The organism is Bacillus sp. FSL L8-0358 (assembly GCF_038593095.1).
Classification (GTDB): Bacteria; Bacillota; Bacilli; order Bacillales; family Bacillaceae; genus Bacillus; species Bacillus subtilis.
In genome coordinates this window covers 202667-228924 of record NZ_CP151962.1, presented here as the reverse complement: position 1 = coordinate 228924, position 26258 = coordinate 202667, and the positions used below count along the sequence as shown (strand labels likewise).

Here is a 26258-nt window from a genome sequence, read left to right as displayed (position 1 = left end):
TATGATAAAACTTTTACGGAGGAAGAAAAAAACAGGCCTTGTACCATGACAAGGCCTGCTCAAACTCTATTTTATCGTTAGCTGGTCCAACGCTTTCTTTGCATTCTCTCTTGCCGTTTCAACTGAATCAGCAGCAGAGAGCGCAACTGCCATACGACGTCCGGCTTTCGTTATCGGCTTTCCAAAGACGCGCACTTGAGTCTTTGGGACTGCCAGTGCGTTTTCCAATCCTTCAACAGTGTAATCCGCTAATTCTTCCGGCGCTTTGAGGGGCCTGCTGGCGCCAGGAGAAAGCTGTGTGATTTCTGTAATCGGAAAGCCTAGAATCGCCCGGACATGCAGTGCAAATTCTGACAAATTTTGCGTCACCAGCGTGACAAGGCCTGTATCATGCGGACGGGGAGATACCTCACTGAAATATACCCTATCTTTCGCAAGGAACAGCTCAACACCAAACAGGCCGTATCCGCCAAGCTCATCCGTGATCGTTTTCGCAATATGCTTCGCTTCTTCTATTTGCTGCTCTGTCATATCATGCGGCTGCCATGATTCGATATAATCCCCGTCCTTTTGCACATGACCGATCGGCTCGCAAAATGCCGTACCGTTAACCGCACGTACGGTTAAAAGTGTGATTTCTGATTCGAATGGGATAAACTCCTCAACGATTACGCGGCCGTTTTTCACCCGTCCGCCTTCCATCGCCGTCTCCCAGCAGCTCTCTAAATCCGCTTCAGAGCGGCAGATGCTTTGGCCTTTTCCAGAAGAACTCATCAATGGTTTAACGACACAAGGAAAACCGATCTGTGCTGCCGCTTGTATAAATTCATCATATGTATTCGCAAATTCATAGCCAGCCGTCGCAAGTCCGAGCGTTTCCGCCGCAAGCCGTCTGATGCCTTCCCGATCCATCGTCAGCTTGGCCGCACGGGCATTCGGGATGACATGAAATCCTTCCTCTTCAAGCTTCAGCAATTCATCCGTCGCGATCGCCTCCACCTCAGGCACAATCAAATCCGGCTTTTCTTTCTCAATAATGGTTCTGATCTGCTCTGGGTCCAGCATATCAACAACATAACTGTTATGCGCGACCTGCATCGCCGGAGCATGCTCGTAACTGTCAACTGCCACCGTCTGTACCCCAAGACGCTGGGCTTCAATCACTACCTCTTTACCTAACTCACCTGAACCTAACAATAAAACCTTCTTTGATTGATACATCTTTGCCCCTCCTATCTGTTCCAAACCATTATAACTGAAATATTTGAAAAATAAATTTTTATTAAAAAAGGGATAATTATTATTGAGGAATGAAATCTTTTAAATTCTTAAACGAAAGCAGACCAATAACGGTCTGCTTTCTCTATTCCTAAACAGCAACATCATACAAGAAATCCCCCTAAATCATGCTACACTTAATCCAAGACCACCACACCGACAGGAGGCATCCCATGCAAAACGAAACCCGCACACTGCAGCTTGACCCACACCTTCATATAGAAGCCTACCGCTTCAAGGGAATTATGCAAAAGTTCCCGAACCACTTTCACGATTATTATGTGATTGGATTTATTGAAAAAGGGCAACGGTATCTGGCCTGTCAGGATCAAGAATATATCATCAATCCAGGTGATCTTCTCCTCTTTAACCCTCGTGACACGCATAGCTGTGAACAGATTGACGGCCGGACGCTTGATTATCGGTGTATCAATGTCATGCCGGATATCATGGAGAAGGCGGTGAAAGAGATTACTGGCTCCGGGCATCTCCCTTATTTCTCCCAGCATGTGTTATTCCGCCATGAGCTGACAGCCAGCCTGCAGGAATTGCATATTTTGATATCCGAGGAAAAACAAGCTTTGCGTAAGGAGGAGCTGTTTCTTCATCTATTAGAAGAGCTGATCCGCCATTATTCAGATGTCACGTTCCTTAGCAGCGTTCCAGAACCATCAGACGAAGTCAAAATGGTTTGTGAATTTTTAGAAGAGCATTATGCCGAAAATGTCACACTCAATGATTTGAGTGAATTAACAGGTTGGAGCAAGTATCATTTATTGCGTTCATTTACAAAACAAAAAGGCATTACCCCTAATAGCTACATGGAAACAATCCGGATTAATCAAGCGAAAAAACTCCTTGAACAAGGGGTAAGGCCAATTGATGCGGCATTTCAGACAGGATTCAGCGATCAGAGCCATATGACGAAGTTTTTTAAACGGCAGGTGGGGCTGACGCCGAAGCAATACATGAAGATTTTTGAAAAGGAGCTTCACAGATGAACATACAAAGAGAAACTTCGGGGCATATCGCAGCCATTGTGACCATTCTGATTTGGGGGACGACCTTTATTTCGACAAAAGTTCTGCTGGCTGACTTCTCTCCAATGGAAATATTATTTTATCGGTTTTTGATGGGCTTTATCGCTCTTATCCTCGTCCGTCCCAACATGATTCCTTTCAGGAATTGGCGACAGGAGCTGTTATTTGCCGGGGCTGGTTTATTTGGCGTAACCTTATACTTTCTATTAGAAAATATAGCTCTCACCTATACATACGCATCCAATGTCGGCATGATCGTGTCCATTATTCCGATGATCACTGCGGTTTTGGCCCATTTTCTGCTTGAAGGCGAAAAACTGCGGCTGACTTTTTTCATTGGATTTGGCTCGGCACTGATCGGGCTTTTATTGATTACGTTCAACGGCAATATCGTACTGCGTCTAAATCCGCTCGGAGACATCATGGCTGCCGGGGCTGCTCTCGTGTTTGGCGGATACTCGATATTCATGAAAAAATTAAGCGCTTACGAACACCACATCATCGAGCTGACACAGAGAGTATTTTTGTATGGTTTATTGTTTATGGTTCCCGCTTTATTTTTGTTCGACTTCCATTTTGACCTAAGCCGATTTTCATCTGCTTCAAATATACTCAACATGCTTTTCTTAGGGATTGGCGCTTCGGCCCTGTGCTTCGCCACTTGGAATTACTCAGTCGGCGTGCTCGGAGCCGTCAAATCCAGTGCGTATATATACATGGTCCCGGTTATCACAATCGCCGCTTCCGTCCTGATCCTGCATGAAAACATGACATGGATCGCTCTTCTAGGAGGCGCCCTTACGCTTTTAGGCCTCTACATCTCGGAGATGAAACCGAAAGCGAAGCTCATGGAGAACGGATGTAAAATGGATGCTTAACGGCATCATACACGGGGTGTATGGGCAGACACAAACGGCGCTCACTGCGTTCCAAATCGACTTTATCAAAATCTATCTAACAGTCTTTGCTTACCGACTGAACTTTATGTAATTCAATAACTCAAACATTGAATACTTAATTTGTACCTTTTTGACGTTGCAATATATAACAACGCTACTTCTGGACTTAAAACTTCGATTACATTTAAAAAAGGCCCTGAAGCAGGAGCAGTTGCAGTACTCTTCCATACATTATTAATAGTCTTGATCTCCATGGGTCCTTTTAGAGGACTCATGGAGTTATTCTTAAGGGAGGATTCTATATGAAAAGTAATATACATAAATATCAGGAGATCACAAAAAAAATAGAAACTGACTTGTACCCTATCAGTCAAAACGATAATGATTTACTTTTGTACCTAATGAAACAAGACTCTTTCACACTCAACCAAATGAAAGTGTGTTTAATTGAACCACAGCTCACATTCAAACACACTGTCAAAATCGTATTTACAGTAACATTAATAACGTTATATATTTATTTTTTCAGTTCTCATTATAATGATTTAATAGAAATGGGTGTACAAATGTTTTTTGTGTTAATTGGCCTAATATGGGTATTTGGTGTTTCCCCATTTTCAAGAAAAGTTCAAATTTCTGAACGCTTCAAACAAAAATCCGAAAACACCCGCATAGTCGGTATGATCGACTTCGTATTAGAACAAAAATACAAAAAAAGCATCTCTGAATAATCCCAAATCAGAGATGCTTTCCCTTTGTCCTCATCACTTGTCTACCACAGCCGCACTGTCACGCGTAACCGCAGCTGGCTCCCTCAGCATCACATTCATTACGCTCGCAAGCACGAGCATTCCAATCGACAAATAAAAAGCCAGTGTATACTCACCCGTTACCGTGTAGATGACGCCGGGTACATACGCACCTAGTGCCGATCCGATCTGATGGGCGAGTGACAGCCAGCCAATCATGAGGCCGATCGAGTAGTTTTGAAAGTACTGAGTGGCGAGCATTTGAGTCGGTGCTACCGTTGCAAAGTCCACTAATCCAAACAGAATCGCAAAGGCTAAAAGCAAGTAAGGCTCGTGGCTGTAAATAAGAATCACGATCGACAGCGCCCGCACCGCATATAAAAAGCACAGGATTTTCCGGCTGCTCCACCGATCCGCTACAATTCCGGACAGCAAGATGCCAGCAATATTAAAGCCTGCCAGCAGACTGACAGCAGCACTCGTGACTGTCGTTGAAAAGCCATGATCATGAGAAAACGGAATCAAATGGGTATCCATCAGCCCCACGGTCGTAAATCCACAGATCAAAAACGGAAAAATCAAGAACCAGAATTGCCTCATACGAAACATCCCGGCCACTGAAAGAGCTGTTGTTTTGGGCGCTGTTTCTTTTTCTGATGCAGCCAGTCCGCCTATCGGCTCTGTATTCTTTTCTGAAGGATTGTTCCGCAGCATCAGCAGCGCAGCCGGAAAGACAATCACGATTAACAGCAGTCCCAACACCACAACCGTCAGCTTCCAGCTAAACCAATGGATCAACATGAGTGAGCCGGGAACGAGAAGCATTTGCCCCGCGCCAAAGCCTGCTTCCATGATCCCAAAGGCTAGTCCCCGCTTTTTGCTGAACCAATTGACGACCAATACACTTGCCGCCACATTCGATGCTCCGCCCACTCCAAGTGAGACACCCAGCCCATAAAGCAGAAACAGCTGCCAAGGCGAAGTCACAAGGTATGTTAAGAAAATGCTGACTCCTGTCAGTAACGCACTCCATGCCAAAACAGCCCGGGCACCCCATTTGTCCACAAGCCGCCCAATCACAGGCTGTGATATGCCATAAACAATAAAACTCATCGTCGAAATCAGCGAGATGGTGCTTCTATCCATTGAAAACTGCCGTTCCCACGGCTCCACAAACGCACCAAACGACAGCCGCACCCCCTGAACCGCCAATAAGATCAAAAAGGTGACGGAGACGATGATCCACGCATAATGCAGTCTTTTCATGACAGCTCCAAATCCCACCGTTCTTCTGTCAGCTGCTGTCCCCATAATGGCGCTTCTTGTTTCACTTCACTTATCTTGAATCCAAATTTTTCATAGAGCGGACGAGCCTCAGCCATGGTGCTCACCGTCCAAAGGAAAATGCGGTCAAACTTCATGTCTTGGCAGTATGCAACCAGATGCTCCAGCAATTGCGTGCCGAGCCCCCTGCCCCGAAAATCCGCATCAACCAGAAACCATCTGAGCTGGACTGTCTTTTCATCATGCTTGACCAATCCGACAGAGCCGGCAAATTTCCCGCCGCTTTCCGCAATCCATATTTTTTCGATGTCAGCGTCAAATGTCTCCTGAAGATAAGCTAAAAACGTGTCATCCCAACCGTGAGCCTCCGCGTAAAATTGTCTTTGTTTCTCAATAAGGAGTTGTAGATCCTCCGAAAGAAAATAATCTCTAATCGATATCTCTGATGTTCTGGCAGAAAGCGACTGTGAAAGGATCGCTTCAATCTCTGCCATCGCCTCGGCAAGCTTGTGCTGCTCCTTTTGGTTGATTTCCTTCAGCATCAGTTCTACTTGTTCGTTGGCTTTCTCCTCCAGCTTTTTATAAATCATTTTTCCTGTTTCTGTGACAAAAATATAATGGTGGCGGGCGTCATCTTTGCTCCTCTGTTTATAGATCAAATCTTCTTTTTCAAACTGCTTCACAATCCTGCTGACATATCCCCTGTCAAGCCCCAGTTTATCCTGAAGAGCTTTTGCCGTACAATTAGGCGTATTATAAATCTCAAATAAAATCCGTGTTTCTGTTAAGGAAAACGGGCTGTCGTAAATGTGCTCATTAAGGAAACCAAGGACGTTTGTATAAAATCGATTGAACTTTCTGAATTTTAATCCGACAGATGATTCTCTTGTTTTCAAATCAATCCCCACTTTCTAATATTGTTGACTAAGGCAATTATAATCACATATAGTTGCTTTAGTCAACGATATGTTAGAAAGTGAGGTCTTTTTAATTTCCTGATTCCTTCCTTTTCCTTACCACAATCAATGTGATATAGGATAAAGCCAGAGAAACCAAGCTATAGACAACAGCCCATCCCAAAAATGATTCATTAAAAATGGTAAAGGTGAGCACAAGAGAAATCACCAAACTAAGCATTGGCATCAGATACGGGTTTTTACAAATACAGGTCCCGACAATCGATAGCAGCATAATTCCTAACGGTAAAATAAAGAATGCGATATCTAATTCATCCACCTTTAAACAGCCTCCCTCCAGATTTTTATGTTACTAGTAAAAAAACATAACTGCATTTAGTAAAAGGATAATATTTACTTCCATAAGGTCCAATTTGAAAATTACCCGTTTACATTCGCTCCGGACTATGATAATTTAAGAAAGCGCTATCATGATAAGTTAATAGCTTGGATGGAGATGAGGAGAGCCAGGAATCCAACCCCTTTTGACAAGGGGTGTTTTCTGGCTCTTTTTGTTTTTCGGGAAAGGAGGCACGCCACACATCCAGCACAAACAGCAAAGGGGGATAATTGTTAATGCTAAATATATTTAAACCGGCTCCTCACATTGAGAGACTGGATGATTCAAAGATGGATGCGGCATACAAACGGCTCAGGCTGCAAGTATTCATTGGTATTTTCATTGGCTACGCAGGCTACTACCTGCTGCGGAAAAACTTTGCCTTTGCCATTCCTTATCTGCAGGAACAGGGATTTTCGAAAACAGAACTGGGTTTGGTGCTGGCCGCTGTGTCCATTGCGTACGGCTTCAGCAAATTCATCATGGGAATGGTGTCTGACCGCTGTAATCCGAGATATTTTCTGGCGACAGGCCTATTTTTATCAGCAATCGTTAATATTCTATTCGTTTCAATGCCTTGGGTGACTTCGAGCGTCACCATCATGTTTATTTTTATGTTTATCAACGGATGGTTTCAAGGAATGGGCTGGCCGCCATGCGGCAGGACGATGGCCCATTGGTTCTCCATAAGTGAACGCGGCACAAAAATGTCGATCTGGAATGTCGCCCATAACATAGGCGGCGGTATTCTTGCTCCGCTTGTCACTCTTGGGATCGCGATGTTCGTCACTTGGAAAAGCGTGTTTTTCTTCCCTGCCATCATCGCCATTATCATTTCATTTTTAATTGTTTTATTGGTTCGTGATACGCCTCAATCCTGCGGACTCCCGCCAATTGAAGAGTATCGGAATGACTATCCAAAACACGCTTTTAAAAATCAGGAAAAAGAATTAACAACAAAAGAAATTCTTTTTCAATATGTGCTGAACAACAAATTTCTTTGGTACATCGCTTTTGCCAATGTATTTGTTTATTTCGTGCGGTACGGCGTGGTTGACTGGGCGCCTACTTACTTAACAGAAGCCAAAGGCTTTTCTCCTGAAGACTCGCGCTGGTCGTATTTTCTTTACGAATACGCAGGCATACCGGGAACGATCTTGTGCGGCTGGATCAGTGACCGATTCTTCAAAAGCCGCCGGGCACCGGCAGGCGTTTTGTTTATGGCGGGTGTTTTCATTGCCGTATTGGTGTACTGGCTGAATCCGGCCGGCAATCCGCTCGTAGACAATATCGCCTTAATCAGCATTGGCTTCTTAATCTACGGACCTGTTATGCTAATCGGCCTGCAAGCGATCGATCTAGCACCGAAAAAAGCAGCCGGAACTGCAGCCGGTTTGACCGGATTTTTCGGATACATCGGCGGATCCGCTTTCGCAAACGCCATTATGGGCTTTGTCGTTGACCGTTTTAACTGGAACGGCGGCTTTATCATGCTGATCTCATCCTGCATTCTTGCCATCGTCTTCTTGGCTTTGACGTGGAATACAGGAAAACGGGCAGAGCATGTTTAAGAAAGACACATAAAAGATTAATAGTTTTCCAACACGCCGTTTACATCCGTTTTTTAATATGAAAGACAGGTAGTGCTTATCTATAAGGAGGAGAAATCATGAGAAAAAATAGAATACTGGCCTTGTTTGTTCTGTCGCTGGGCTTACTCTCATTTATGGTAACGCCAGTGTCGGCAGCGTCAAAAGGAAACCTGCTGTCACCTGACCGTATCCTGACCGTCGCGCACAGAGGGGCTTCTGGATATGTGCCTGAGCACACGATTCTGTCTTACGAAACCGCTCAGAAAATGAAAGCTGATTATATTGAATTGGATCTGCAAATGACAAAAGACGGGAAATTGATTGTCATGCATGACGAAAAACTGGACCGTACCACAAACGGAACGGGCTGGGTGAAAGACCATACGCTCGCAGACATTAAGAAGCTTGACGCCGGTTCTTGGTTTAATGAAGCCTATCCGGAAAAAGCAAAGCCGCAGTACGTCGGCCTTAAAGTTCCTACATTAGAAGAGGTATTAGACCGTTTCGGAAAGCACGCGAACTACTACATTGAAACAAAATCGCCTGACACCTACCCAGGTATGGAAGAAAAACTGATCGCTTCTTTGCAGAAACATAAATTACTGGGGAAGCATTCTAAGCCTGGCCAGGTGATCATTCAATCGTTCAGCAAAGAAAGCCTGGTAAAAGTCCATCAATTACAGCCAAACCTGCCGACCGTTCAATTGTTGGAAGCCAAACAAATGGCGTCAATGACAGATGCTGCCCTGGAAGAAATCAAAACATACGCTGTCGGTGCGGGCCCGGATTATAAAGCTTTAAATCAAGAAAACGTCCGTATGATCCGCAGCCACGGCCTCCTGCTTCACCCTTACACAGTCAATAATGAATCTGATATGCATCGCCTCCTTTATTGGGGCGTAACAGGAGTGTTCACCAACTATCCTGATCTTTTCCACAAAGTAAAAAAGGGTTATTAAACGAAAAAAACCTTGCGACAACTATCGCAAGGTTTTCTTCTATATTTTATTCTTTTCCGGCAGCAGCTTCTGACTGTCCATTATGCAGCTGAGAATTTATCTCTTTCGCATCCTTTAAGTATTCTGTCTGGTAGCCGCTCTTCAGCGCCCACACATAGAATACAAGTGATACCATCGCAATCAGAACCATATCCCAGCCATAATGAATGACATTCAGGCCGCCGAATTTATCACTGCCCAAATAAGAAATGACCATCATGGCCAGCAGATAAAACACCATCCAGACGCCGGCTTTAAAGTTCCGGCCAAACCCTTTCCATTTCGCCTTCGCCTGATAATAGAAATAAATCGGAAGACCGATCAGGATAATAAACAGAACCTGTCCTGTTAACGGCCAGCGCGCCCAATACAGCACCAGTGACGCAAAGATAAATCCAAGCGGCGCAATCACGTTTAAGCCTTTTAAACGAAGAGGCCTGTACAGGTCTTTCCCCGTCCGTCTCAATGTCATCACTGTGATCGGGCCGGTGATATAAGAAATTAACGTAGCAACGGAAATAATTTCCGCTAATACGCCCCACCCTCTGAACAGGAACAAAAAGATGAACGACACAATCAAGTTAAAGAACATTGCTTGTCGCGGAACGCCGTAAATCGGATGAAGCTTCCCGAATATACTCGGCATGTATTTGTTTTTTTCCATTCCGTAAATCATTCGGGACGTTGTCGCCGTATACGTAATCCCTGTTCCAGACGGTGATACAAATGCATCTGCATATAACACAATAACAAGCCAGTTAATATTCAGCGCAATCGCCAGATCAGCAAAAGGAGAATTAAAATTCAGATGGCTCCAGCCGTGAGCAATATCAGAAGGATTCACCGCTCCGATGAAGGCGATCTGCAGCAGGACATAAATCACTGTTGCAACGAAAAGAGAGCCGACAACCGCAATCGGAATTGATTTCCCCGGATTTTTTGCTTCACCCGCCATATTAATCGGGCTTTGGAAACCATTAAACGCAAAAACGATACCTGAAGTGGCAACCGCCGTCAGCACACTTGCCCAGCCATTCGGCGCAATGCTTTGACCGCCAGTAAAGTTTTCTCCGTGGAATCCGACAAACAGCAAAGCTCCAATCGTAAGACCCGGAATAATAATTTTAAAAATCGTAATTAATGAATTCGCTTTCGAAAATAGATTGACTGTCCAGTAGTTCAGCAGAAAATAAATGAGAAGCAATACAGAGGCAAATGCTAGTCCTTCCCCAGTCAGCGTTCCATTCTTCACCAAACCGCTTGTCCATTTCGCCCATTCCCAAGGCCAAGAACTCATATATTGAACGGAGGCCACCGCTTCAACCGGAATGACGGACACAATCGCAATCCAGTTGGCCCAGCCCGCAATAAAACCGATAAACGAACCGTGTGAATATTGCGTATATTTTACCATTCCCCCCGCTTCAGGGAACATAGAACCTAGTTCACTATAAGAAAGAGCAATAAATAAAATGACGACCATTCCAATAACCCATGAAATAATAGCAGCTGGCCCTGCTATTTGAGCCGCACGCCAAGCCCCGAACAGCCAGCCTGAACCGATCATCGATCCGAGCCCGACCATCATGAGGGAAAACGTTCCCATTCTTCGATGCAATTGATTCATATCGTAAACACCTTTCATGTATGATGACATTCTCTTGCTAATTATATTATTATTCTGATTACTTTACTTTGTCAATATTTATCGAATTTTGACTGAAACTATAATAAGTCAATGTATATTACCTTCCAATACAGGAATGAAGTCACTAGTTTCTTCTTAAATGGAATTTACTGTGAACCCCAATGATAAAAACACAATAGGTTTAGCTATTTCCAAAACGGGAATGATACAGGAAACACTATTCTTAAAATAGAAAGGAGTATCACCATGAAACAAAAGCTGTTACTTTCAGGTCTCGCTGTTTCAACTGTCGGCATCACTTCTTATCTATTAAAAGACCCGTCAAATCGCCAAAAGGCAAGAGAATTCATTCACAGCATGAAGATGAAAATAACAAAACAGCCAGACATGGAAACGTTCCCAGTCGATAAAGCCGGCCACCCGGACCCGCAAGATATCGAGGACAACAAAATGGTATCAGAGGGCTCCATGTATCCCGTCCAATACTACGATGAAAAAAAGAAGTAATCAAAAAGCTCTCTTCGATAAAGGAAGAGAGCTTTTTAATTTAACCTTTTCGTCTGATTCCGCTCATTACAAAGCCGCTTTCAGGCAATGACGGCATTCTGGCGAGACTGTAATGCAGTGATTGTTCCGGAACATCGTATTCAATCTGATGGACGAGGAAATCCAGGCTCGCTTTCATGACTTCAATTGTAATGCCTTCCCCTGGACAGCGGTGGCCTTTCTCGGCGTGCCCCCCGCCTTGAGGAATCATATCAAACAGATTTTCTTCCCGCTCCGCAAATCGTTCCGGTCGGAATTCATCGGGATGATCCCATAGACGAGGGTCGTGGTTCGTTCCATATACATCAAGCAGCACCGATGTGCCCTTCTTAAACTCACAGTTATTCCATACAAAATCTTTTTTGACAAGCGCCCCTAAAAATGGGCCGAACGGATAATATCTGCGGACCTCCTGCACAAACATTTCTCTTTCCCGGCTGTTTCCAGACCGCAGCCATTCCTTATATTTCGGATGCTCATGAAGCGCCAAAGCTGAAAACACAAGAAAGTAAGAAATGGCGACAATAGGCCGCAATACATTAATCAGCTCAATGGCTGCCATACGGGAATCCAGCTGGCTTCCATCTTCTTGTGTGTGAAAAGCCATTTCATGCAGCGCTGTTCCGGGAGTCGTTTTCAGCAAGCCGGCACGAGCATCTTCAATCATGACTTCAATCCACTCTTCCGCACGCGGCCTTGCTCTTCTTCCCTTCCAATGCCGCGGTCCCACAGCACCGAACGCATCGACCATGTCAATGAAGTCATCCGCTCTCTCTTTGACTTCCGTTTCCTTCAACGGAACACCTGCCCAATAGCACGCTACCCGGCACAGGATTTCTTTTGCTTCTTCAAATAACACAACCTCATCTGCCTTCTCCCATCTTGTGACTGCTGCTTTCCACTCCTCTGTCATCAACTCAGCCAAACGTTTTTGATGCGGCGGTGTCATCAATGACAGAAAAAGCATCTTCCGATGGATATGCGCGCTGCCATCCATTCCCTGAATCGCATTAACACCAAACAGCGATTTCTGCACCCGCTTAGGCAAAGCGTTCTGCCGCTGGAATCGATCCGTATCATAAAACACCTTCGCCGCCTCAGCGCCAGTCATGCAAATAAAGTTTTTTCCCAACAAACGGGCCTGAAACAGATCTGAATTGTAGCGCTCTGTTCTGTTTTTAATAAATAAATACCCTTCCTTCAGCAGTGTCAGACTGTTATCGAGACTTTTGTCATGTGGAATCTGCTCATTCATCCGCTTACCCTGCCTTCCTTTTTACCCTCTATTTTCACGTTATCTTCCGAATATAAACCCAGTAACAGTATTTGTTTACAAAACCAAATTTAAGCGCTTTTTGATTATTTTTTAAAGGAAGAACAAACGAAATAGAGAAAAGGTAGTTAATCAAAACGAAGGGGAGAACAAAATGAAAAAATGGATATATGTTGTGCTTGTGCTGAGTATTGCAGGGATCGGCGGCTTCTCCGTCCACGCAGCATCATCTGCTCATGAAAAACACTTGAATGTCAGCAGAATGAATGTCGATGACGAATTCAAGGATACGGATGGAACCTTCATTCTTCACGATTTACAAAAGGAGCAGACATTTGTCTATAACAGAAAACGGGCAAATCAAAGACAAACTCCGCAATCCACCTTTAAAGTCGTGAACGCTTTAATCGGTTTGCAGGTCAAAGCTGTAAGAGATGAATACGATGTTAAACGATGGGACGGGGTCAAGCGTGAATTCGAATCATGGAACCGCGACCATACGCTTGGCTCGGCCATGCGCGAATCCGCAATCTGGTATTATCAGGCATTAGCGAGAGATATCGGCGAGGAAAGAATGAAAACATGGCTTCATACACTATCTTACGGCAACGAGGATATCAGCGGGGGAATCGACCAGTTTTGGCTGCAAAGCTCGCTCACAATATCTCCGCTGGAACAAGAAACCTTTTTGGAGAAACTATTTAAAGAGGAGCTTCCATTTGACAAGCCGGTAATGAAAACCGTCAAGCGCATGATGATTCAAGAGGAAGGCGATCATTACACGCTCTACGGGAAAACCGGAACCCGCCTGACAGATATGGGATTAGGATGGTTTGTCGGATTCATCAAAACAGAGCATGGCTCTTATGTCTTTGTCACCAATGTCGATGATTCCGGCACAAAAGCCAAAAACATCACCGTGGATATCCTGAAAAAGTATGGCCTGATCAGATCCTAAATAAAAGAGCCCTGCACGGCAGGGCTCTAAATCTCATGCTCAAAACAATAATGATTCACAAGCTCTTCAATCAAATCATGATCGGGATATTCCCCGTTAAATTCAAATTCGATTTCTTCCACAAATTCTCCTTGATGGTACACATGGATGGCTCCGTTTTGACGGACAACGCTAAACTCCGGCTGAAATGTATATCCGCTTCGTTCAATTGCTCCCATTTCTTACCCGCCTTTCTCAAAGCAGTAATTCATACACCTCGTTTAATTCCTTGGCCCGTTTTTGATCCTGTTCATTCTGGGCATACTTAATTTCTTTTTCTAATACATGATTCAAAAAAGACATTTCATTATCATCTAAGTCTTTTACAAATTCCTCTTCATTTGCATAACGCTTCGCCAGCATCTTCTTGCAAATACGCTGGCAGACTTCATTTTCTAGATGATTCGAAAGTGATTCGCGCAAATAACCGAGTGTAACATCCATTTTATGAACACCTTTCCTTCTGCTATCTTTACCCTATAGCTTGCTAAAATAGGGAAAATCCATACGTGAAAAATAAAAAAAGAGACATCCGTGAATGTCTCTTTTTTATCGTTATTCAGCTGCTTGTTCGCTTTTTATCAAATTGGCCTGCGTGCGTTTGCCAATCCCAAACACATAATAACTAATGACCACAAGCGCTAAGAAAATCACGCCTACAATCAGAGAGATACGAGTATCATCGTTAAACCACATGCCAACCAGAACCATCAGCAAGAAAGCAATCGTCAAATAGTTTGTAAAAGGAGCAAACGGCATTTTGAATGGATGTTTATCTAATGTAGCACCCTTCGCTTTTCTGAATCCGATATGGCTGATCAAAATGATAAACCAAGGAATCATCCCTGGGAGCACGCTTGCGCTGTATACATAGACAAAGATCTTCGGCGGCGCGATATAGTTCAGTACAACACCGACAGCCAAACCGATCAGCACCGCAATTGTGCCATACAGCGGCACACCATTGCGTGAAATCTTCTTAAAGAATTTCGGTGCTTGTCCATTGACACCCAGTGTATACAGCATGCGGCCCGCGCTGAAAATACCGCTGTTACAGCCGGACATTGCAGCAGTAATCACGACAAAGTTAATTATGCCGGCCGCTGCCGTAATTCCGATTTTCGAGAACGTAGACACAAACGGACTTCCGAGTGAGTTGAGCTCATCCCAAGGATACACCGTCACGATCACAAAAATAGCGCCAATGTAGAAAATCAAAATACGCCAGATAATACTTTGAATCGCATTTCTTAGCGTGTTTTGCGGATCCTTTGCTTCACCCGCTGTAATCCCGATCAGCTCAACTCCTTGATAGGCCGCAATGACAAGAGACAGTGCAAAGAAGAAACCTGAGAAACCTCCTGCAAAGAAGCCCCCGTGAGACCACAGGTTCGACAAACCGATCGCATCTCCGCCGTTGCCAAAACCGAAGAAAATAATTCCGATTCCCGCAATAATCATCAAGATAATCGTGACGATTTTAATCATCGCAAACCAAAACTCAAATTCCCCAAACGACTTAACAGAAATTAAATTCGCCGCACCAAGAATCACCATTGCCACGATACCAGGTATCCAAGCAGGCAAATCCGGGAACCAATACTTCATATAAGAACCGACAGCGATAATTTCTGACATGCCGACGATGATCCACTGGAACCAGTTGCTCCATGCTGTTATATAACCTGCCATCGGATGAATATATTGATGGCCGAACGTCGCAAAAGAACCTGTGCTCGGCTCGACATACAGCATTTCACCCATCGCACGCATAATAAAAAAGATAAAAATTCCGCATATTGCATAAGCCAGAAGGACAGATGGACCAGTCCATGATATCGTGCTGGCAGAACCCATAAACAAGCCAACACCGATCGTACCGCCCAAGGCGATCATCTGAATATGGCGCGCGCCCAGGCCCCTCTTTAATTCTTTATTTGCCACTCCTCTTCACTCCTCCTAACAAAATACTCATAAATGAGAAAACAGCAGACCTACTTGCCTTCACATGAATCAGTGATAACAATCAGAAAATTCAAACTTAAAATTGTTATATAATCTCCTAAATTACTTATTTCATCATAATAAATTTCTCTGGAAAATACAATTGTTTTTTTCAGGTAAACACCTTTGTTCAGAGTTTTGAATCGTTCACTTCTTTTAAAATCTTTTATATAAAAATAATAAAATTGTTTGAATATTAAAATTAATACCCCCCTTAGATTCTCATAAAAAATAAGCTGTTCTACATGAACAGCTTACCTAATAATTCACACCCGTTTGACGCTTTAATGCTTCAAGCCACCCGGTATCTCCAGTCCCGTAGCTCTTGCTTTGTCCCACATCTCTCAGAGATCCATTGCTGTAATCAATTGAGAGGATGAAATCCGGAATGGCATTATACCCGGCTTCCGCGATTTTACTGAGCTCTGAACGATAGTAAGATATAGCATAAGAAGCCGTTTGTTTCTGCACTGGATCTTTTTCAAGCTCTTCCTTATATACATCTATTAAGTCACGTCCCTCAGGCGTGACGTACCGCCCATCAATGACTTCTAAATCCTTCAAATGGTAGCCTGTGACTTCGTACATCTCACGAGCTGCCTGATACTTTTGATAGGCCTTTTCGGAAAATTGTGCTGAATCACTGCTTTGGCTTTTCATGATGTGTATAAATAGTTCTTTGCTGTTGTCTCCAGATTGCAGCACTTGCTCAATTTGCTTGATCAGATCCTGATCGTCTGACCCGCTCACCCGCACCTGATAGTCAATCGGCGTAATCGTAAACGTCAGCTCTGTCCCCTCTGGAATATGAATATGGTTTCGATTCAACAGCACTTGCAGCTGCTGGTTAACCTGTCCCCGCTGATACACCTTTTCATTCTCAGCTTCCACTTCCCCATGAAATGTGACATTCCGAAACGCAGCATCCTGAAGGTTATAGTTTTGCGCCTTCCCTTTGAATAACCATTCTGTTTCATTATCGTAAGCGGCCTGTCTTTCTGCAGCTGACAGATCACTTCTGAAATAAGGAGACTTTGAATTTTGGTACTTATCCTTAATATAGCCTAATGGATCAGACTTTGTTTTGTTAATCGCATTCATCCTGCTGTATTTTTCATCTAGTATTTTGATTCTGATATCACTCTCAGATTCATAGGGGTTTTGGGATTGAATCACTGTTTCTTCCCCTGTGTCTGTCACTGTTCGATCATTCACTGATTGATACACTTTGCTGAACGTCCCGCTGTTTCCCGACACGCTGGTTTTAGAATAATTGAACTGATTGATTCCCCCAGTTGAAGATTGTGACTTAAGCCTGCTGTATGCCTTTTCCAGAACTGCCGCTGGATTTTCAGTCGCATTCTCCCGTTTGGCAGGCGCATTCTTGCTCAATATGTTCTGTGCCATCAGCTGAGTGCGGATAAATTGCCGATTCAGACGCATTGAATTCCCTCCCGAGTATTCTCTCTTATTCTTTTTTATCGGCAAAGATAATGTATATATTAACCTCAAAAAACATTTATTTACACCTAAATCGTTATTATGTATGATGGAAATAAAAGGAGGTTGTTTGCATGGTGAAAAAATGGCTTATTCCATTCGCTGTTATGCTGTCTGTCTTATTCACCTTTACGTATTCGGCATCAGCTGTCGGAGTCACTGCTATCACAGGAAACAATTCATTTGATACCGCAATGCCGATCGGTTATTGGAAATATAAAAATATCGATACAACAATACTGGAAGCTGGTCAAGATGAAGCCTATTTCACTTTTACGGCTAATAAGGGAGAAAAAGTATACGTGAGGAGTACATACCAGAGCGCGTATACAGGGATGAAAATTGAAATTTATGACAAGAATAGAATACCTGTTTCTCAAGGGACAGAAGTCATTAACCCTAATACGTTTTCTTCTTTTATTTATGCAAATGCAGACGCCCAAAACACGACAGATACCTTTTATGTGAAAGTGTCACGAGGCACCTATACCGGAAACATGTATTTTACACTTTCAATTGAAGACCGAATCAAATCAGGCAGCGGAACATTCCAATTCAGCGGCGTTGCTGAAAATAAAGGAAATACAAGCCTTAGCCCCTCAGGTTCTGATTCCAGCGTGATCAAGGTTGATTTAACAAACCAATCCGGGATACCGCGTGATGCCATTGTAACCAGAGTTCAAACAACCGCCACTCAAACACCAAGCCAGGGAAATACACGCCATCTGATCATGACAAGCGAAAACAACGAATGGCGCCGTGCCCTTGTAAACAGCTCGACTTCAGGGTCTTATGATATCTCTTTGTCAGATCAACTCAGTGTGGCAAAGGTATGGAGTTTTAAATATAATACATTAGCGACAGCCAGATCGACGATGAGCAACGTAAAAGCAAAAATAGATTATGAATACGACGTGACAAAGCAGTTTTAACTTATACCGAGCCGGTTATCCGGCTCTTTTTTATTCTCCGTCTAGAAGGTAAACTATAGTCAGTACAACCAAGGGAAGTGCAGACATGGCATTAAAACTTCTAAAAAAACTGCTTTTTGACCGCCCTCTAAAGAACGGCGTTATCTTAAATCATCAATACAAAATCGAAGAGTGCCTCGGTATGGGAGGCTACGGTTTGGTTTATTTGTGCACCGATATCCTAACTCAAACACCTTATGTTTTAAAACAGCTTCGGCCGACAAAAGCGAAAAAGGAAAAAGAGAAAGTCCGATTCCAACATGAAATAAAACTGCTCAAAAGCATTCACCACCCGCAAATTCCGGGCTTCATAGATGAGTTCATCATAGATGGACAGGCTTATTATGTCATGCAGTTCATTGAGGGAGAGAATATAGAAGAATTATTATTTTTTCGAAAACAGCCGTTCACAGAGCTTATGGCGTTACAACTGATTTCGCAGCTGCTTGAGATTATAGAATACCTGCATGATCGCCTTATCTTCCACAGCGACATCAGAACGCCTAATATCATCATCAATGACGGCAGGCTCTGCCTCATCGATTTCGGCCTTGCCAAACAATTGACTCTTGAAGAAATGGAGGAAATAAAGGTACGAAAACAGGATGACTTCTTCGATCTCGGAGAAACGCTGTTATTCCTGCTGTACTCTCAATATAAAGGAAAAAAGAAGAAAAACGGCACTTGGCTGGAGGAATTAACACTGACAAAGGAAGTAACCTTGCTGCTGAAAAGATTATTGGGCATTGAGGAAGAGTATCAGCACACCGCTTCCATTCGCGAGGATCTAAACCGGGCCATTCAATCGGTCACATAAAAAAACCCTTGTCCCAAAAGCGGAACAAGAACTTTTTTTGGCTTAACTGCTGCTGTAGCTCCGGCGTTTGTAACGATGACTGCCGCCATAACGGTCGTAGTGTCTTCTTTTGCCTGAGCTGCTGCTGTAGCTGCGATAATGTCTGCGCCGGCTGCTGCTGTAATGCCGATGTCTGCGATATCGGTCACTAGAACTGCTTGAGAGGTACTTAATCGTTTTGATGATTTTTTTAAACATATGATGTTCACCCCATTTCTTTCTCCCTATTATATAAATTTTATAGGAGAAAGAAAAACATCAGCGGGGTCATTCTTTTGAAAACAAGAACCCCGTTCCGTTATCATTTGTATGCAGCTCATAAGTAATCGCAAGCAGCCTGCATGTATCCTCAATAATCTTTAACCCAAGTCCCTCACTGCCCTCATTCCGATCAAATCCAATACCGTCATCACGAATAAAAACATCGCCATGTTCAATCGTGACTTCCATCTTTTTAGCTTTTGAATGCTTTAACGTATTTTGAAAAATATTATCAAACAGCCTTTGCATCCATAACGCGTTGCTCATCCATATCACATCTGAATCTGCCGGCTTATAGTGCAGCTCAATCCCACTCATACTGTATAAATAATCCCACTTTTTCACCGCTGTTTCTAATAGCTCGTTTAGACGCACTTCTTCATTTACAATATAAGAGCTTTCCAGCGTCTCAGCGGAATATAGATTGAATTCATTGGTTAATTCCGAGATATATTCGATTTGCTGATACAATGATTCGAATACAGCCTGACCATGACATTGATCTTCCAAATAAAATAACTGCAGCCTGAGAGCCGTTAAAGGTGTATTAATGTCATGCCGCAGTTTTTGCAAAAGCTCCTTTTTGATTTCCTCTTGCTGTCTCAGCTCCAGTTCACGATATGTCGTCCGTTCAATTAACAAATTGACCGACTTGATCAGTTCCCCGATTTCATCAGCACGCTTCACTTCAATTTTATCGGGCACCCTTTGATCACTCGCCAAATGCCGAATGGTTTGATTTAATAGATTGATTTTATGCAATAGAGAATGAATCGACTTTGAAAATAAAAAAGCTAACAATAAGAGTGATATCAAAAATACAACGATCATTGCCGGGTACGCAAACGACCTGTGAAAGGGCATACCATGATTCATCGTTTTAAACATGCTGTCATAAATCACCGACATCAAAACACTGACCGCCAGCAATAGCATCGGAACACTAATGACGGCCGTAAACAATAACAACTGATATTTTGTCTTGAGCTTCATTTCTTCACAACGGTATTCAGCCGATACCCTTCTCCATATATATTTTCAATCATCTCACCCGCTTGATCATTGATTTTAGCTCTGATTTTTTTAATATGCACATTGACAATATTCGGGTTTCTATCTTCGAGCTGCCATAGATATTCAAAGAAATGTTCCTTTGTCAGGATACTGTCTCTATTTTCATATAAATAAAAGAAAATTTTCCGCTCAATCGCAGTAAACAATACCTCATCATGCAGGCTTTCATTGAACACTTTTTTCGTTACCGCATCAATATACAAATGTTTGATTTGCGTAAAGGTGCCATAATGATGCTCAAGCATATTCCGCATTCTTAATAGCAGCTCTCTCGGATCAAAGGGCTTTACCATATAATCCTCGCCGATCTGCAAACCTTGAAGCTTGCTGTCCATGTCATTGCGGGCCGAGAGAAAAATAACCGGAATGCCCAGCCCCAGCTCTTTGATTTTTGCAGACATTTGATACCCGTCTTCACCCGGCAGCATCACATCCATAATGACCAAATCCACCTTCTGAATCACCGAAAGCACATCCGCTCCATCTGTTTTCCATATCACACGATATCCCTCACGCTGCAAAATCTTTTGCAGCAAATCACCAATCATCACATCGTCTTCAACGATTAAAATATGATAACCCTTCATCCTAGCGAACCTTTCTCATAAACTCCATGGACAGTTTATATATTTGATCAGGCTGATATAAATAAATACTGTGTGTTCCCCTCAGTTCCTTTATATCGGCAGTATTGAACTGAGCCGCAAACGCTTCATAATCTTTTCGGTTTTGTATAGCATACTTTGAATGTCTATTTTGGTCAGAGACCGCATCTAAAATCAAAACGGGAGTCTCCTTTGGTGCCGGCAGATTCACAGATTTGCTGCCGTTTTGGTAAGACTGTAAAAGCTCATGCTCCATATCTGCATTAAAAAATTGCTTAAAGTTAATGGCTTTATAGATTTCTTTTTCTTCATAAGTTAAAAACGACTGCCGAATCACCTCAGGATTATATACAGCGGAAGGCATAAACCGATGAAAACCAATCGAGGTTAACAGGTGGAACCCTCTCACTTTCAATCTGTCAACTCCGCTCAATTTATACGTGACGTACTGCTGGGGCAATCCAATATCCATCGCAATAATGGCCTTGATTTCCTTAGGATATTTCTGTGCCCAATACATCGCTTCAATCCCGGATATCGAATGAGGCATTAAAATATAAGGAGGCTTATTTCCGCTTTTCATAAGCGCTTTCCTCGTCTGTTCCAATACCGTATCAATATCTCTGTCATCGTGAGACACTTCACTGTATCCATAACCTGCCCGATCTACAACAGCAATCTTATTTTCTTTTGAAAACTTGCTGTACAGCCCCTTCATTTCATAAGCAGGCGCAGCAATCCCCGAACCGGACATAAACACAAACGTATCCTTCCCGCTTCCCTCTTGATACACATTCATCTTTTTACCGTCAACATCGACTACTGTGCCTTTACCTTTCAGCAGTGCCGCCTCCTTATTTAGCTGGAAATGGTGATAAATAAATACCGAGACGGATACAAGCAAAACCAAAGCAGCCAAGCTGACAAAAACAATTTTTAGGACTTTCCATAATGTTTTCATATGATGCTCCTTTCACGTGATACTGAAAGGATACAATATGAAAATAAATTTCTGATTAACTTTGGAACAGTTTTATTTTCACATTTGACTTTGCCCTTACGGAAAGGTGTACATTTGGAGCATAGAGGTGATCACTCGGCTATCGATCGGCGAATTTTCAAAGATATGCAAAGTATCAACAAAAACACTGCGATACCATGATGAAATCGGACTCATCCACCCAGAAGACATTAATCCTGAAATGGATATCGGAGGGTCTATCCGCAAAGTCCGAGAATTTCTTATACGCAGCCTTCTCCAAGGAGAACGACATTGAGAAGGCTACCGCTTATATCAATCTTTCACAAAACATAATTCAGGGGTATTTAATCTATTTATTCCTATTTATTCACACAACAAAGTCACCACAAAGCTTTTTTCTCTTCTTCCTGCTCGATAAACAGATAATTTTCAGGACGTGCCAAAACAGAAAAAAGTGCCAAAAGCAACTTCCAACCTCGAAGCGGACTACCGCATCTAAACTTCAACACTTCTCCTTCCGCTAAAGTAAACCTCAAAGTTGGGCTTGTACACCAAGCAATCTTCACTTGAATAACATGCTCACCAGGCGGTAAATCAATTCGCAGCCTTCCTCCATCTTTGATAGTTCCCATCTCAGCCCCATCAATTAGCACTGAATACTCTCTCATTTTGTTGATGTACTGCGATATCCTCTAATTTCAATATACGTCTCTTGATTATTCACGATGACACATCCTCAAAGTAATGATCTTACAGGCGGGAAGCGCTAGAACCCTTCCGCCATACCGTTATTTCCCTTCCTAGTATATTATAACTTGCTGTGCTTCAGCTCTCTGTCGGCAAAAATCCCTTTCAGCTTCAGTGTGCCTTCTACTTGAGCTTTTTAAAAAAACACCCGCTTGTATAACGAGCGGATGTTAGATCTTTCGAAATTATTGATTGATATCTTTTAGCGCTTGTTTCGGTTGCGAATTGAAAATCAGCAATGATGCAATAATGGCAATCATAACCCCTAACGCACCAACCCAGGTAATCGAGGCCAATGATACGTTTTCCACAAAAACCCCTCCTATTCCTGCGCCGACCGCCATGGCGAATTGCATCATTGACTGATTCATGCTAAGTAAAACACCTGACATTTCCGGTTCTATTGTAGCCAGGTGAAATTGCTGTGTCGGACCGGTGGACCATGCGGCAAACGACCATAATATGAGAATCACCAACACTCCGATATAGAAATGAGTAACAAGTGACAGAAGAATCAGTGTGACGATATGCAACGTCATCCCGCCAACGAGTGTAAAGGACACTCCCCATTTATCGGTGCTATATCCCCCAAACTTTGATCCAACCAAACTGGCAATTCCAAATATAAGCAAAACACCACTGAGCAGCTTGCCATTTATACCTGAGATGTTCAAGAGATACGGTGACAAATAAGTGTAAGCAACAGAATATCCCCCGAGCCAGAAGAAAGTGATTGATAATCCCATAGCCACTTTCCGTTTTTTGAAAAGAGCAAGCTGTTGAAGCAAAGGCACAGGCTTATCCCCTTCAGTATGCGGAAGAGTAAAGAAAATAACGACCATTGCGATCAATCCCAACAAAGCAATTGCTCCAAATACAGACTTCCAGCCTAATGCTACTGCTATCATTCTTCCAAGCGGAACACCAATGATTAAAGAAGCGGTAAATCCCATCACGACCGTAGCGATGGCACTTCCCTGCTTCCCTTCCGATGCAATTTTAGCGGCAATCGTTAAGGCGGTGACAACCACCACACCTGCTCCCATCGCCATAATGATCCGCGCTGCAATAAACCATCCATAACCAGGCAGTACAAAAGCCAGGACATTACCGAACACAAACAAACCTAGGGCATACATCATCAATTTGCGTCTATCCATACTTGCTGTCAACGCCATAAGTACGGGTGTAGAAAGAGCATATACAAGTGAGAAAATGGTAATAAGCTGGCCCGCGGCAGCCAAAGTGATCCCGAGAGTATGAGCAATTTGATCCAAAATTCCCGAAATGATGTACTCTGAGGTTCCAACTAAAAAGCTGACAATGGCTAAAATATAAATTTTCCAAGTGTTAGACATAAAACATTCACTCCTTAATTATTAATAAACATATCACGAATTATCGATATGTTATTATAAAAAATAAACACATCGTAATATGTCGATATGTATGGTGTAAAAATAAACATCTTTTGATGTTTATTTTTATATCTCTGTTTTAAGAAAGTCAGCAAGTTTCCCAATGGCTTCTTCATCTCTTTTGTAATACGTGTACTTTCCGATTCGCTCCGCCTTAATTAGGCCGGCTCTTAAAAGGATGGTAAGATATTGGGAAGCCGTCGATTGCGTCATTTTCAATTTGTCTGTGATTTGACTGACACATACCCCGATTGTGTTCATATCAATCCCTTCATGGGGTGCAAAATGACGATCGGGCTCCTTCAGCCATTGCAAAATTTGCAGCCTTGATTCATTTGATAAGGCTTTGAATACTTCAATTGGTTCCATATCGATTATTATATCGTTATATTCCGATATGTCAATCCGTTTTTTGGATATATTTAATTAAAGGTTTATCTCTGACAATTCCGTGAAATGAAACTGAAGACAGCATATCAATTTTGTTCACCGCTTAAATTTATCATCAAGCTTTACGAAATTGGTCTCATAATCGTGTCACTAAACACTTGGGGGAACCCGGCAGGTGACAAGGATTTTTTCAAATATTGTTCAAGTGACTAATCACCAGCATCAAATTCATGTATTTAAAATAGATGTAAAAAAACATCCGCTCATAACAACAGCGGATGTTAGATCTTTCGACAGGAATAACAAGACAGTGTACTATGAATTGACATCTCTTTATGTCCGCTTAGGATATGAATAAAAGTTATCAATGATGCCATAATTGTAAAACAAAAGAATCGGCAGTTCATTATGTTCAATTCACAACAAATTCCATACCGTCAAAACATTTATTTTCTTTAGATTATAAGATCTTTTCCAAATTTTTCTCTAGATCATTACATAATTTAAACACCATCACTCGTTCACCTGTCCGGGAGCTTAAATCAGTATGAAAACTTTTCACTTTTTCTCCGGTTATTTTTAAGATAATATCCTTAAGGCCTTCTATACCTGATTCGACTAACTCCGAACGAGTTTGTTTGATAGATAACATACCCTCTTTTGATCCACAAACTACATATTCAGCTGGTGTTAAAATCCCTTTTAAATTGACGATGATCATGTCCCGCAGTATATCAGTCTTAACAGATACAGACCCCCGCCCAAGATAATCCTTCTCCCATTGAGTAATGGACTTACTGATCTCTGATTCAATAGAACCCTTCGACTTTTTCATATCTAATACATCTCCTGAGCAAAAAAATTGGCATATTCTATTTGTGATTTCATCTCATTAATATTCTCTTACAACATATCCTTCATATACACCTTCAATATCCAAATCAGTTTTACCGTTTCTTGTGACCACTATCATTTTGGATAACATATTTTCTTCCATCATAGAGTGGACATGCAAAAATCGAACGTTTCCTGAATGGGTTTCCTCAACTTCTTCATAAGATTTTAGATGATAAAAATCAATTGCTTTTCTAATTAGTTTTTTCATACATTCCATATTTTCACGATCAAACGAGTTCATTTCCTCGATTGTTTTCGTGACAAAATCAGTTAAATTAGCGCTCATACAATCTCCTTAGAACTGCTTTCTCCATATATGGGTGCGTTTAGAAGTTGAACCTGCATTTCATCGTGACAAGCAATGATCAGGTAAGGCTTGACCTGTTTTAACATCAGGAACCTCCACGATTGAGGGTTTTCCATCATTATGATGAACGAATAAACCTTTAACTTTAACATATGACGGCACTAGGGGATGACGTCGAATCATATCAACACTTTTTTCAATGGTGTCACTGTTATTTTCATTTAGCCATTCATCGACCGTACCACCTAAAAATTCAGGCTTGCAATTTTGAAAGAGATAATCCAATGTTTGTATTTTATCTTTCATTGTTTCAAGTTGAGTTAGTCCATTACCTGCGGAAGTCTTCTTGTCTTTTGTTCCTACTACAAAAATCTCCTCAACATCTTCCTGGTAAATCGCAAAAATAACAGACTTCATGATTTCTCCATAAGGATGTGAAATACTGGCACCATAGCTTTGTATAGTCAACATATTCTCTGCAGAAGTGTTAGTCGCTTCTTGTAAAATAGGCTCCAAACCGTTTTCAATATCCGTCAAAAATAATACTTTTTTATTTTGGTTTACATTCATACAGCACACCTCTTCCTTATGTTTATCATTTTTATTTTGAATAACAAATCCATTTGATAAATGCTTAGATTCATCA

Annotated in this window: 29 protein-coding genes and 1 pseudogene; 10 read left to right on the top strand and 20 right to left on the bottom strand. The window is 42.3% G+C overall.

The window, feature by feature from the left end; translation table 11 throughout:
• Positions 1 to 66: 66 nt before the first annotated feature.
• Entirely contained in the window at positions 67 to 1236 is a 1170-nt protein-coding gene (gene purT, locus NYE49_RS01295; RefSeq protein WP_342411018.1) for a phosphoribosylglycinamide formyltransferase 2, read from the bottom strand.
• A gap of 215 nt (positions 1237 to 1451) precedes the next feature.
• On the opposite strand from purT, the gene NYE49_RS01290 reads away from it, so the two are divergent.
• The 3 genes from NYE49_RS01290 to NYE49_RS01280 all read left to right on the top strand — a co-directional run bounded on the left by NYE49_RS01290 (position 1452) and on the right by NYE49_RS01280 (position 3948).
• On the top strand, positions 1452 to 2279 hold the full coding sequence (locus NYE49_RS01290; RefSeq protein ID WP_003246321.1) for an AraC family transcriptional regulator: 828 nt from the start codon (positions 1452 to 1454) through the stop codon (positions 2277 to 2279).
• The gene (locus tag NYE49_RS01285; protein ID WP_047182008.1) at positions 2276 to 3196 is read left to right on the top strand and encodes a DMT family transporter; all 921 of its coding nucleotides are present in this window, start codon (positions 2276 to 2278) and stop codon (positions 3194 to 3196) included. The genes NYE49_RS01290 and NYE49_RS01285 overlap by 4 nt, the downstream gene beginning before the upstream one ends.
• A gap of 323 nt (positions 3197 to 3519) precedes the next feature.
• Positions 3520 to 3948, top strand: a complete 429-nt coding sequence (locus NYE49_RS01280; RefSeq protein ID WP_047182007.1) for a hypothetical protein — start codon at positions 3520 to 3522, stop codon at positions 3946 to 3948.
• Between the two features lie 33 nt (positions 3949 to 3981).
• On the opposite strand, the gene NYE49_RS01275 is transcribed toward NYE49_RS01280, so the two are convergent.
• The 3 genes from NYE49_RS01275 to NYE49_RS01265 form a co-directional block, all read right to left on the bottom strand.
• Complete coding sequence (locus NYE49_RS01275; protein WP_047183523.1) at positions 3982 to 5232, bottom strand: MFS transporter; 1251 nt, start codon at positions 5230 to 5232, stop codon at positions 3982 to 3984.
• Entirely contained in the window at positions 5229 to 6146 is a 918-nt protein-coding gene (locus NYE49_RS01270; protein ID WP_047182006.1) for a helix-turn-helix domain-containing GNAT family N-acetyltransferase, read from the bottom strand. Before NYE49_RS01270 ends, NYE49_RS01275 begins: the two co-directional genes overlap by 4 nt.
• A 91-nt stretch (positions 6147 to 6237) precedes the next feature.
• Entirely contained in the window at positions 6238 to 6486 is a 249-nt protein-coding gene (locus NYE49_RS01265) for a YbeF family protein (RefSeq protein WP_015715167.1), read from the bottom strand.
• A gap of 296 nt (positions 6487 to 6782) precedes the next feature.
• On the opposite strand from NYE49_RS01265, the gene glpT reads away from it, so the two are divergent.
• Positions 6783 to 8117, top strand: coding sequence for a glycerol-3-phosphate transporter (gene glpT, locus NYE49_RS01260; RefSeq protein WP_003246460.1), 1335 nt, complete (start codon positions 6783 to 6785; stop codon positions 8115 to 8117).
• 98 nt (positions 8118 to 8215) lie between these two features.
• Positions 8216 to 9097, top strand: coding sequence for a glycerophosphodiester phosphodiesterase (locus NYE49_RS01255; RefSeq protein ID WP_047182005.1), 882 nt, complete (start codon positions 8216 to 8218; stop codon positions 9095 to 9097).
• Positions 9098 to 9143: 46 nt separating this feature from the next.
• Here NYE49_RS01255 and NYE49_RS01250 read toward each other — a convergent pair whose 3' ends face one another.
• On the bottom strand, positions 9144 to 10763 hold the full coding sequence (locus tag NYE49_RS01250; RefSeq protein ID WP_015482728.1) for an APC family permease: 1620 nt from the start codon (positions 10761 to 10763) through the stop codon (positions 9144 to 9146).
• A gap of 267 nt (positions 10764 to 11030) precedes the next feature.
• Between NYE49_RS01250 and NYE49_RS01245 the strand changes: the two genes are divergently transcribed.
• Complete coding sequence (locus NYE49_RS01245; RefSeq protein WP_003234883.1) at positions 11031 to 11291, top strand: hypothetical protein; 261 nt, start codon at positions 11031 to 11033, stop codon at positions 11289 to 11291.
• 40 nt (positions 11292 to 11331) lie between these two features.
• Here the strand turns inward: NYE49_RS01245 and cypC are convergent, their stop codons facing one another.
• Complete coding sequence (gene cypC, locus NYE49_RS01240) at positions 11332 to 12585, bottom strand: fatty-acid peroxygenase (RefSeq protein ID WP_015382632.1); 1254 nt, start codon at positions 12583 to 12585, stop codon at positions 11332 to 11334.
• Between the two features lie 172 nt (positions 12586 to 12757).
• On the opposite strand from cypC, the gene blaOXA reads away from it, so the two are divergent.
• A complete protein-coding gene (blaOXA, locus tag NYE49_RS01235; RefSeq protein WP_015382631.1) occupies positions 12758 to 13561 on the top strand; it encodes a class D beta-lactamase in 804 nt (267 codons plus the stop codon).
• A gap of 26 nt (positions 13562 to 13587) precedes the next feature.
• On the opposite strand, the gene NYE49_RS01230 is transcribed toward blaOXA, so the two are convergent.
• The 4 genes from NYE49_RS01230 to NYE49_RS01215 all read right to left on the bottom strand — a co-directional run bounded on the left by NYE49_RS01230 (position 13588) and on the right by NYE49_RS01215 (position 17047).
• Positions 13588 to 13779: a DUF5370 family protein gene (locus NYE49_RS01230; protein WP_003234886.1), complete on the bottom strand. Its 192-nt coding sequence runs from the start codon at positions 13777 to 13779 to the stop codon at positions 13588 to 13590.
• A 16-nt stretch (positions 13780 to 13795) separates the two neighbouring features.
• Positions 13796 to 14044 (bottom strand): sigma-G-dependent sporulation-specific acid-soluble spore protein CsgA, encoded by a 249-nt coding sequence (csgA, locus tag NYE49_RS01225; RefSeq protein ID WP_003234887.1) that lies wholly within the window; start codon positions 14042 to 14044, stop codon positions 13796 to 13798.
• A 111-nt stretch (positions 14045 to 14155) separates the two neighbouring features.
• Positions 14156 to 15544, bottom strand: a complete 1389-nt coding sequence (locus NYE49_RS01220) for an amino acid permease (RefSeq protein WP_015482727.1) — start codon at positions 15542 to 15544, stop codon at positions 14156 to 14158.
• A 318-nt stretch (positions 15545 to 15862) separates the two neighbouring features.
• Positions 15863 to 17047, bottom strand: a complete 1185-nt coding sequence (locus NYE49_RS01215; protein WP_047182004.1) for a DUF4885 domain-containing protein — start codon at positions 17045 to 17047, stop codon at positions 15863 to 15865.
• 131 nt (positions 17048 to 17178) lie between these two features.
• Here NYE49_RS01215 and NYE49_RS01210 point away from each other — a divergent pair, with 131 nt between their 5' ends.
• Complete coding sequence (locus tag NYE49_RS01210) at positions 17179 to 18036, top strand: hypothetical protein (RefSeq protein WP_123374006.1); 858 nt, start codon at positions 17179 to 17181, stop codon at positions 18034 to 18036.
• 85 nt (positions 18037 to 18121) lie between these two features.
• Complete coding sequence (locus NYE49_RS01205) at positions 18122 to 18892, top strand: protein kinase (RefSeq protein ID WP_342410806.1); 771 nt, start codon at positions 18122 to 18124, stop codon at positions 18890 to 18892.
• Here NYE49_RS01205 and NYE49_RS01200 read toward each other — a convergent pair.
• From NYE49_RS01200 to NYE49_RS01185, 4 genes are read right to left on the bottom strand one after another with little or no spacing between them, the layout of a single operon-like run.
• Complete coding sequence (locus NYE49_RS01200) at positions 18877 to 19140, bottom strand: hypothetical protein (RefSeq protein WP_342410804.1); 264 nt, start codon at positions 19138 to 19140, stop codon at positions 18877 to 18879. The two genes, NYE49_RS01205 and NYE49_RS01200, sit on opposite strands and share 16 nt — an antisense overlap.
• Positions 19141 to 19198: 58 nt before the next feature.
• Positions 19199 to 20185, bottom strand: coding sequence for a two-component system sensor histidine kinase YbdK (gene ybdK / locus NYE49_RS01195; RefSeq protein ID WP_342410803.1), 987 nt, complete (start codon positions 20183 to 20185; stop codon positions 19199 to 19201).
• Positions 20182 to 20853 carry a two-component system response regulator YbdJ gene (gene ybdJ, locus NYE49_RS01190; RefSeq protein WP_015382624.1) on the bottom strand — a complete coding sequence of 224 codons (672 nt, stop codon included), beginning with the start codon at positions 20851 to 20853 and terminating at the stop codon, positions 20182 to 20184. The genes ybdK and ybdJ overlap by 4 nt, the downstream gene beginning before the upstream one ends.
• A 1-nt stretch (position 20854) precedes the next feature.
• Positions 20855 to 21832: an alpha/beta hydrolase gene (locus NYE49_RS01185; RefSeq protein WP_123374009.1), complete on the bottom strand. Its 978-nt coding sequence runs from the start codon at positions 21830 to 21832 to the stop codon at positions 20855 to 20857.
• Positions 21833 to 21962: 130 nt separating this feature from the next.
• Between NYE49_RS01185 and NYE49_RS01180 the strand changes: the two are divergent.
• Positions 21963 to 22115 (top strand): annotated as a pseudogene (locus NYE49_RS01180) (MerR family DNA-binding transcriptional regulator); the annotation flags it as partial.
• A 118-nt stretch (positions 22116 to 22233) separates the two neighbouring features.
• Here NYE49_RS01180 and NYE49_RS01175 read toward each other — a convergent pair.
• From NYE49_RS01175 to NYE49_RS01150, 6 genes are all read right to left on the bottom strand, one after another.
• Positions 22234 to 22485 carry a hypothetical protein gene (locus NYE49_RS01175; protein ID WP_236822441.1) on the bottom strand — a complete coding sequence of 84 codons (252 nt, stop codon included), beginning with the start codon at positions 22483 to 22485 and terminating at the stop codon, positions 22234 to 22236.
• A 300-nt stretch (positions 22486 to 22785) separates the two neighbouring features.
• Entirely contained in the window at positions 22786 to 23958 is a 1173-nt protein-coding gene (locus NYE49_RS01170; protein ID WP_015382622.1) for an MFS transporter, read from the bottom strand.
• Between the two features lie 126 nt (positions 23959 to 24084).
• Positions 24085 to 24387 (bottom strand): metalloregulator ArsR/SmtB family transcription factor, encoded by a 303-nt coding sequence (locus tag NYE49_RS01165; protein WP_003234907.1) that lies wholly within the window; start codon positions 24385 to 24387, stop codon positions 24085 to 24087.
• Positions 24388 to 24868: 481 nt separating this feature from the next.
• The gene (locus NYE49_RS01160; RefSeq protein WP_003246482.1) at positions 24869 to 25243 is read right to left on the bottom strand and encodes a DUF2294 domain-containing protein; all 375 of its coding nucleotides are present in this window, start codon (positions 25241 to 25243) and stop codon (positions 24869 to 24871) included.
• A 57-nt stretch (positions 25244 to 25300) separates the two neighbouring features.
• On the bottom strand, positions 25301 to 25591 hold the full coding sequence (locus tag NYE49_RS01155; protein WP_014475635.1) for a DUF6407 family protein: 291 nt from the start codon (positions 25589 to 25591) through the stop codon (positions 25301 to 25303).
• A gap of 60 nt (positions 25592 to 25651) precedes the next feature.
• Complete coding sequence (locus NYE49_RS01150; RefSeq protein WP_047182000.1) at positions 25652 to 26182, bottom strand: carbonic anhydrase; 531 nt, start codon at positions 26180 to 26182, stop codon at positions 25652 to 25654.
• Positions 26183 to 26258: the final 76 nt, after the last annotated feature.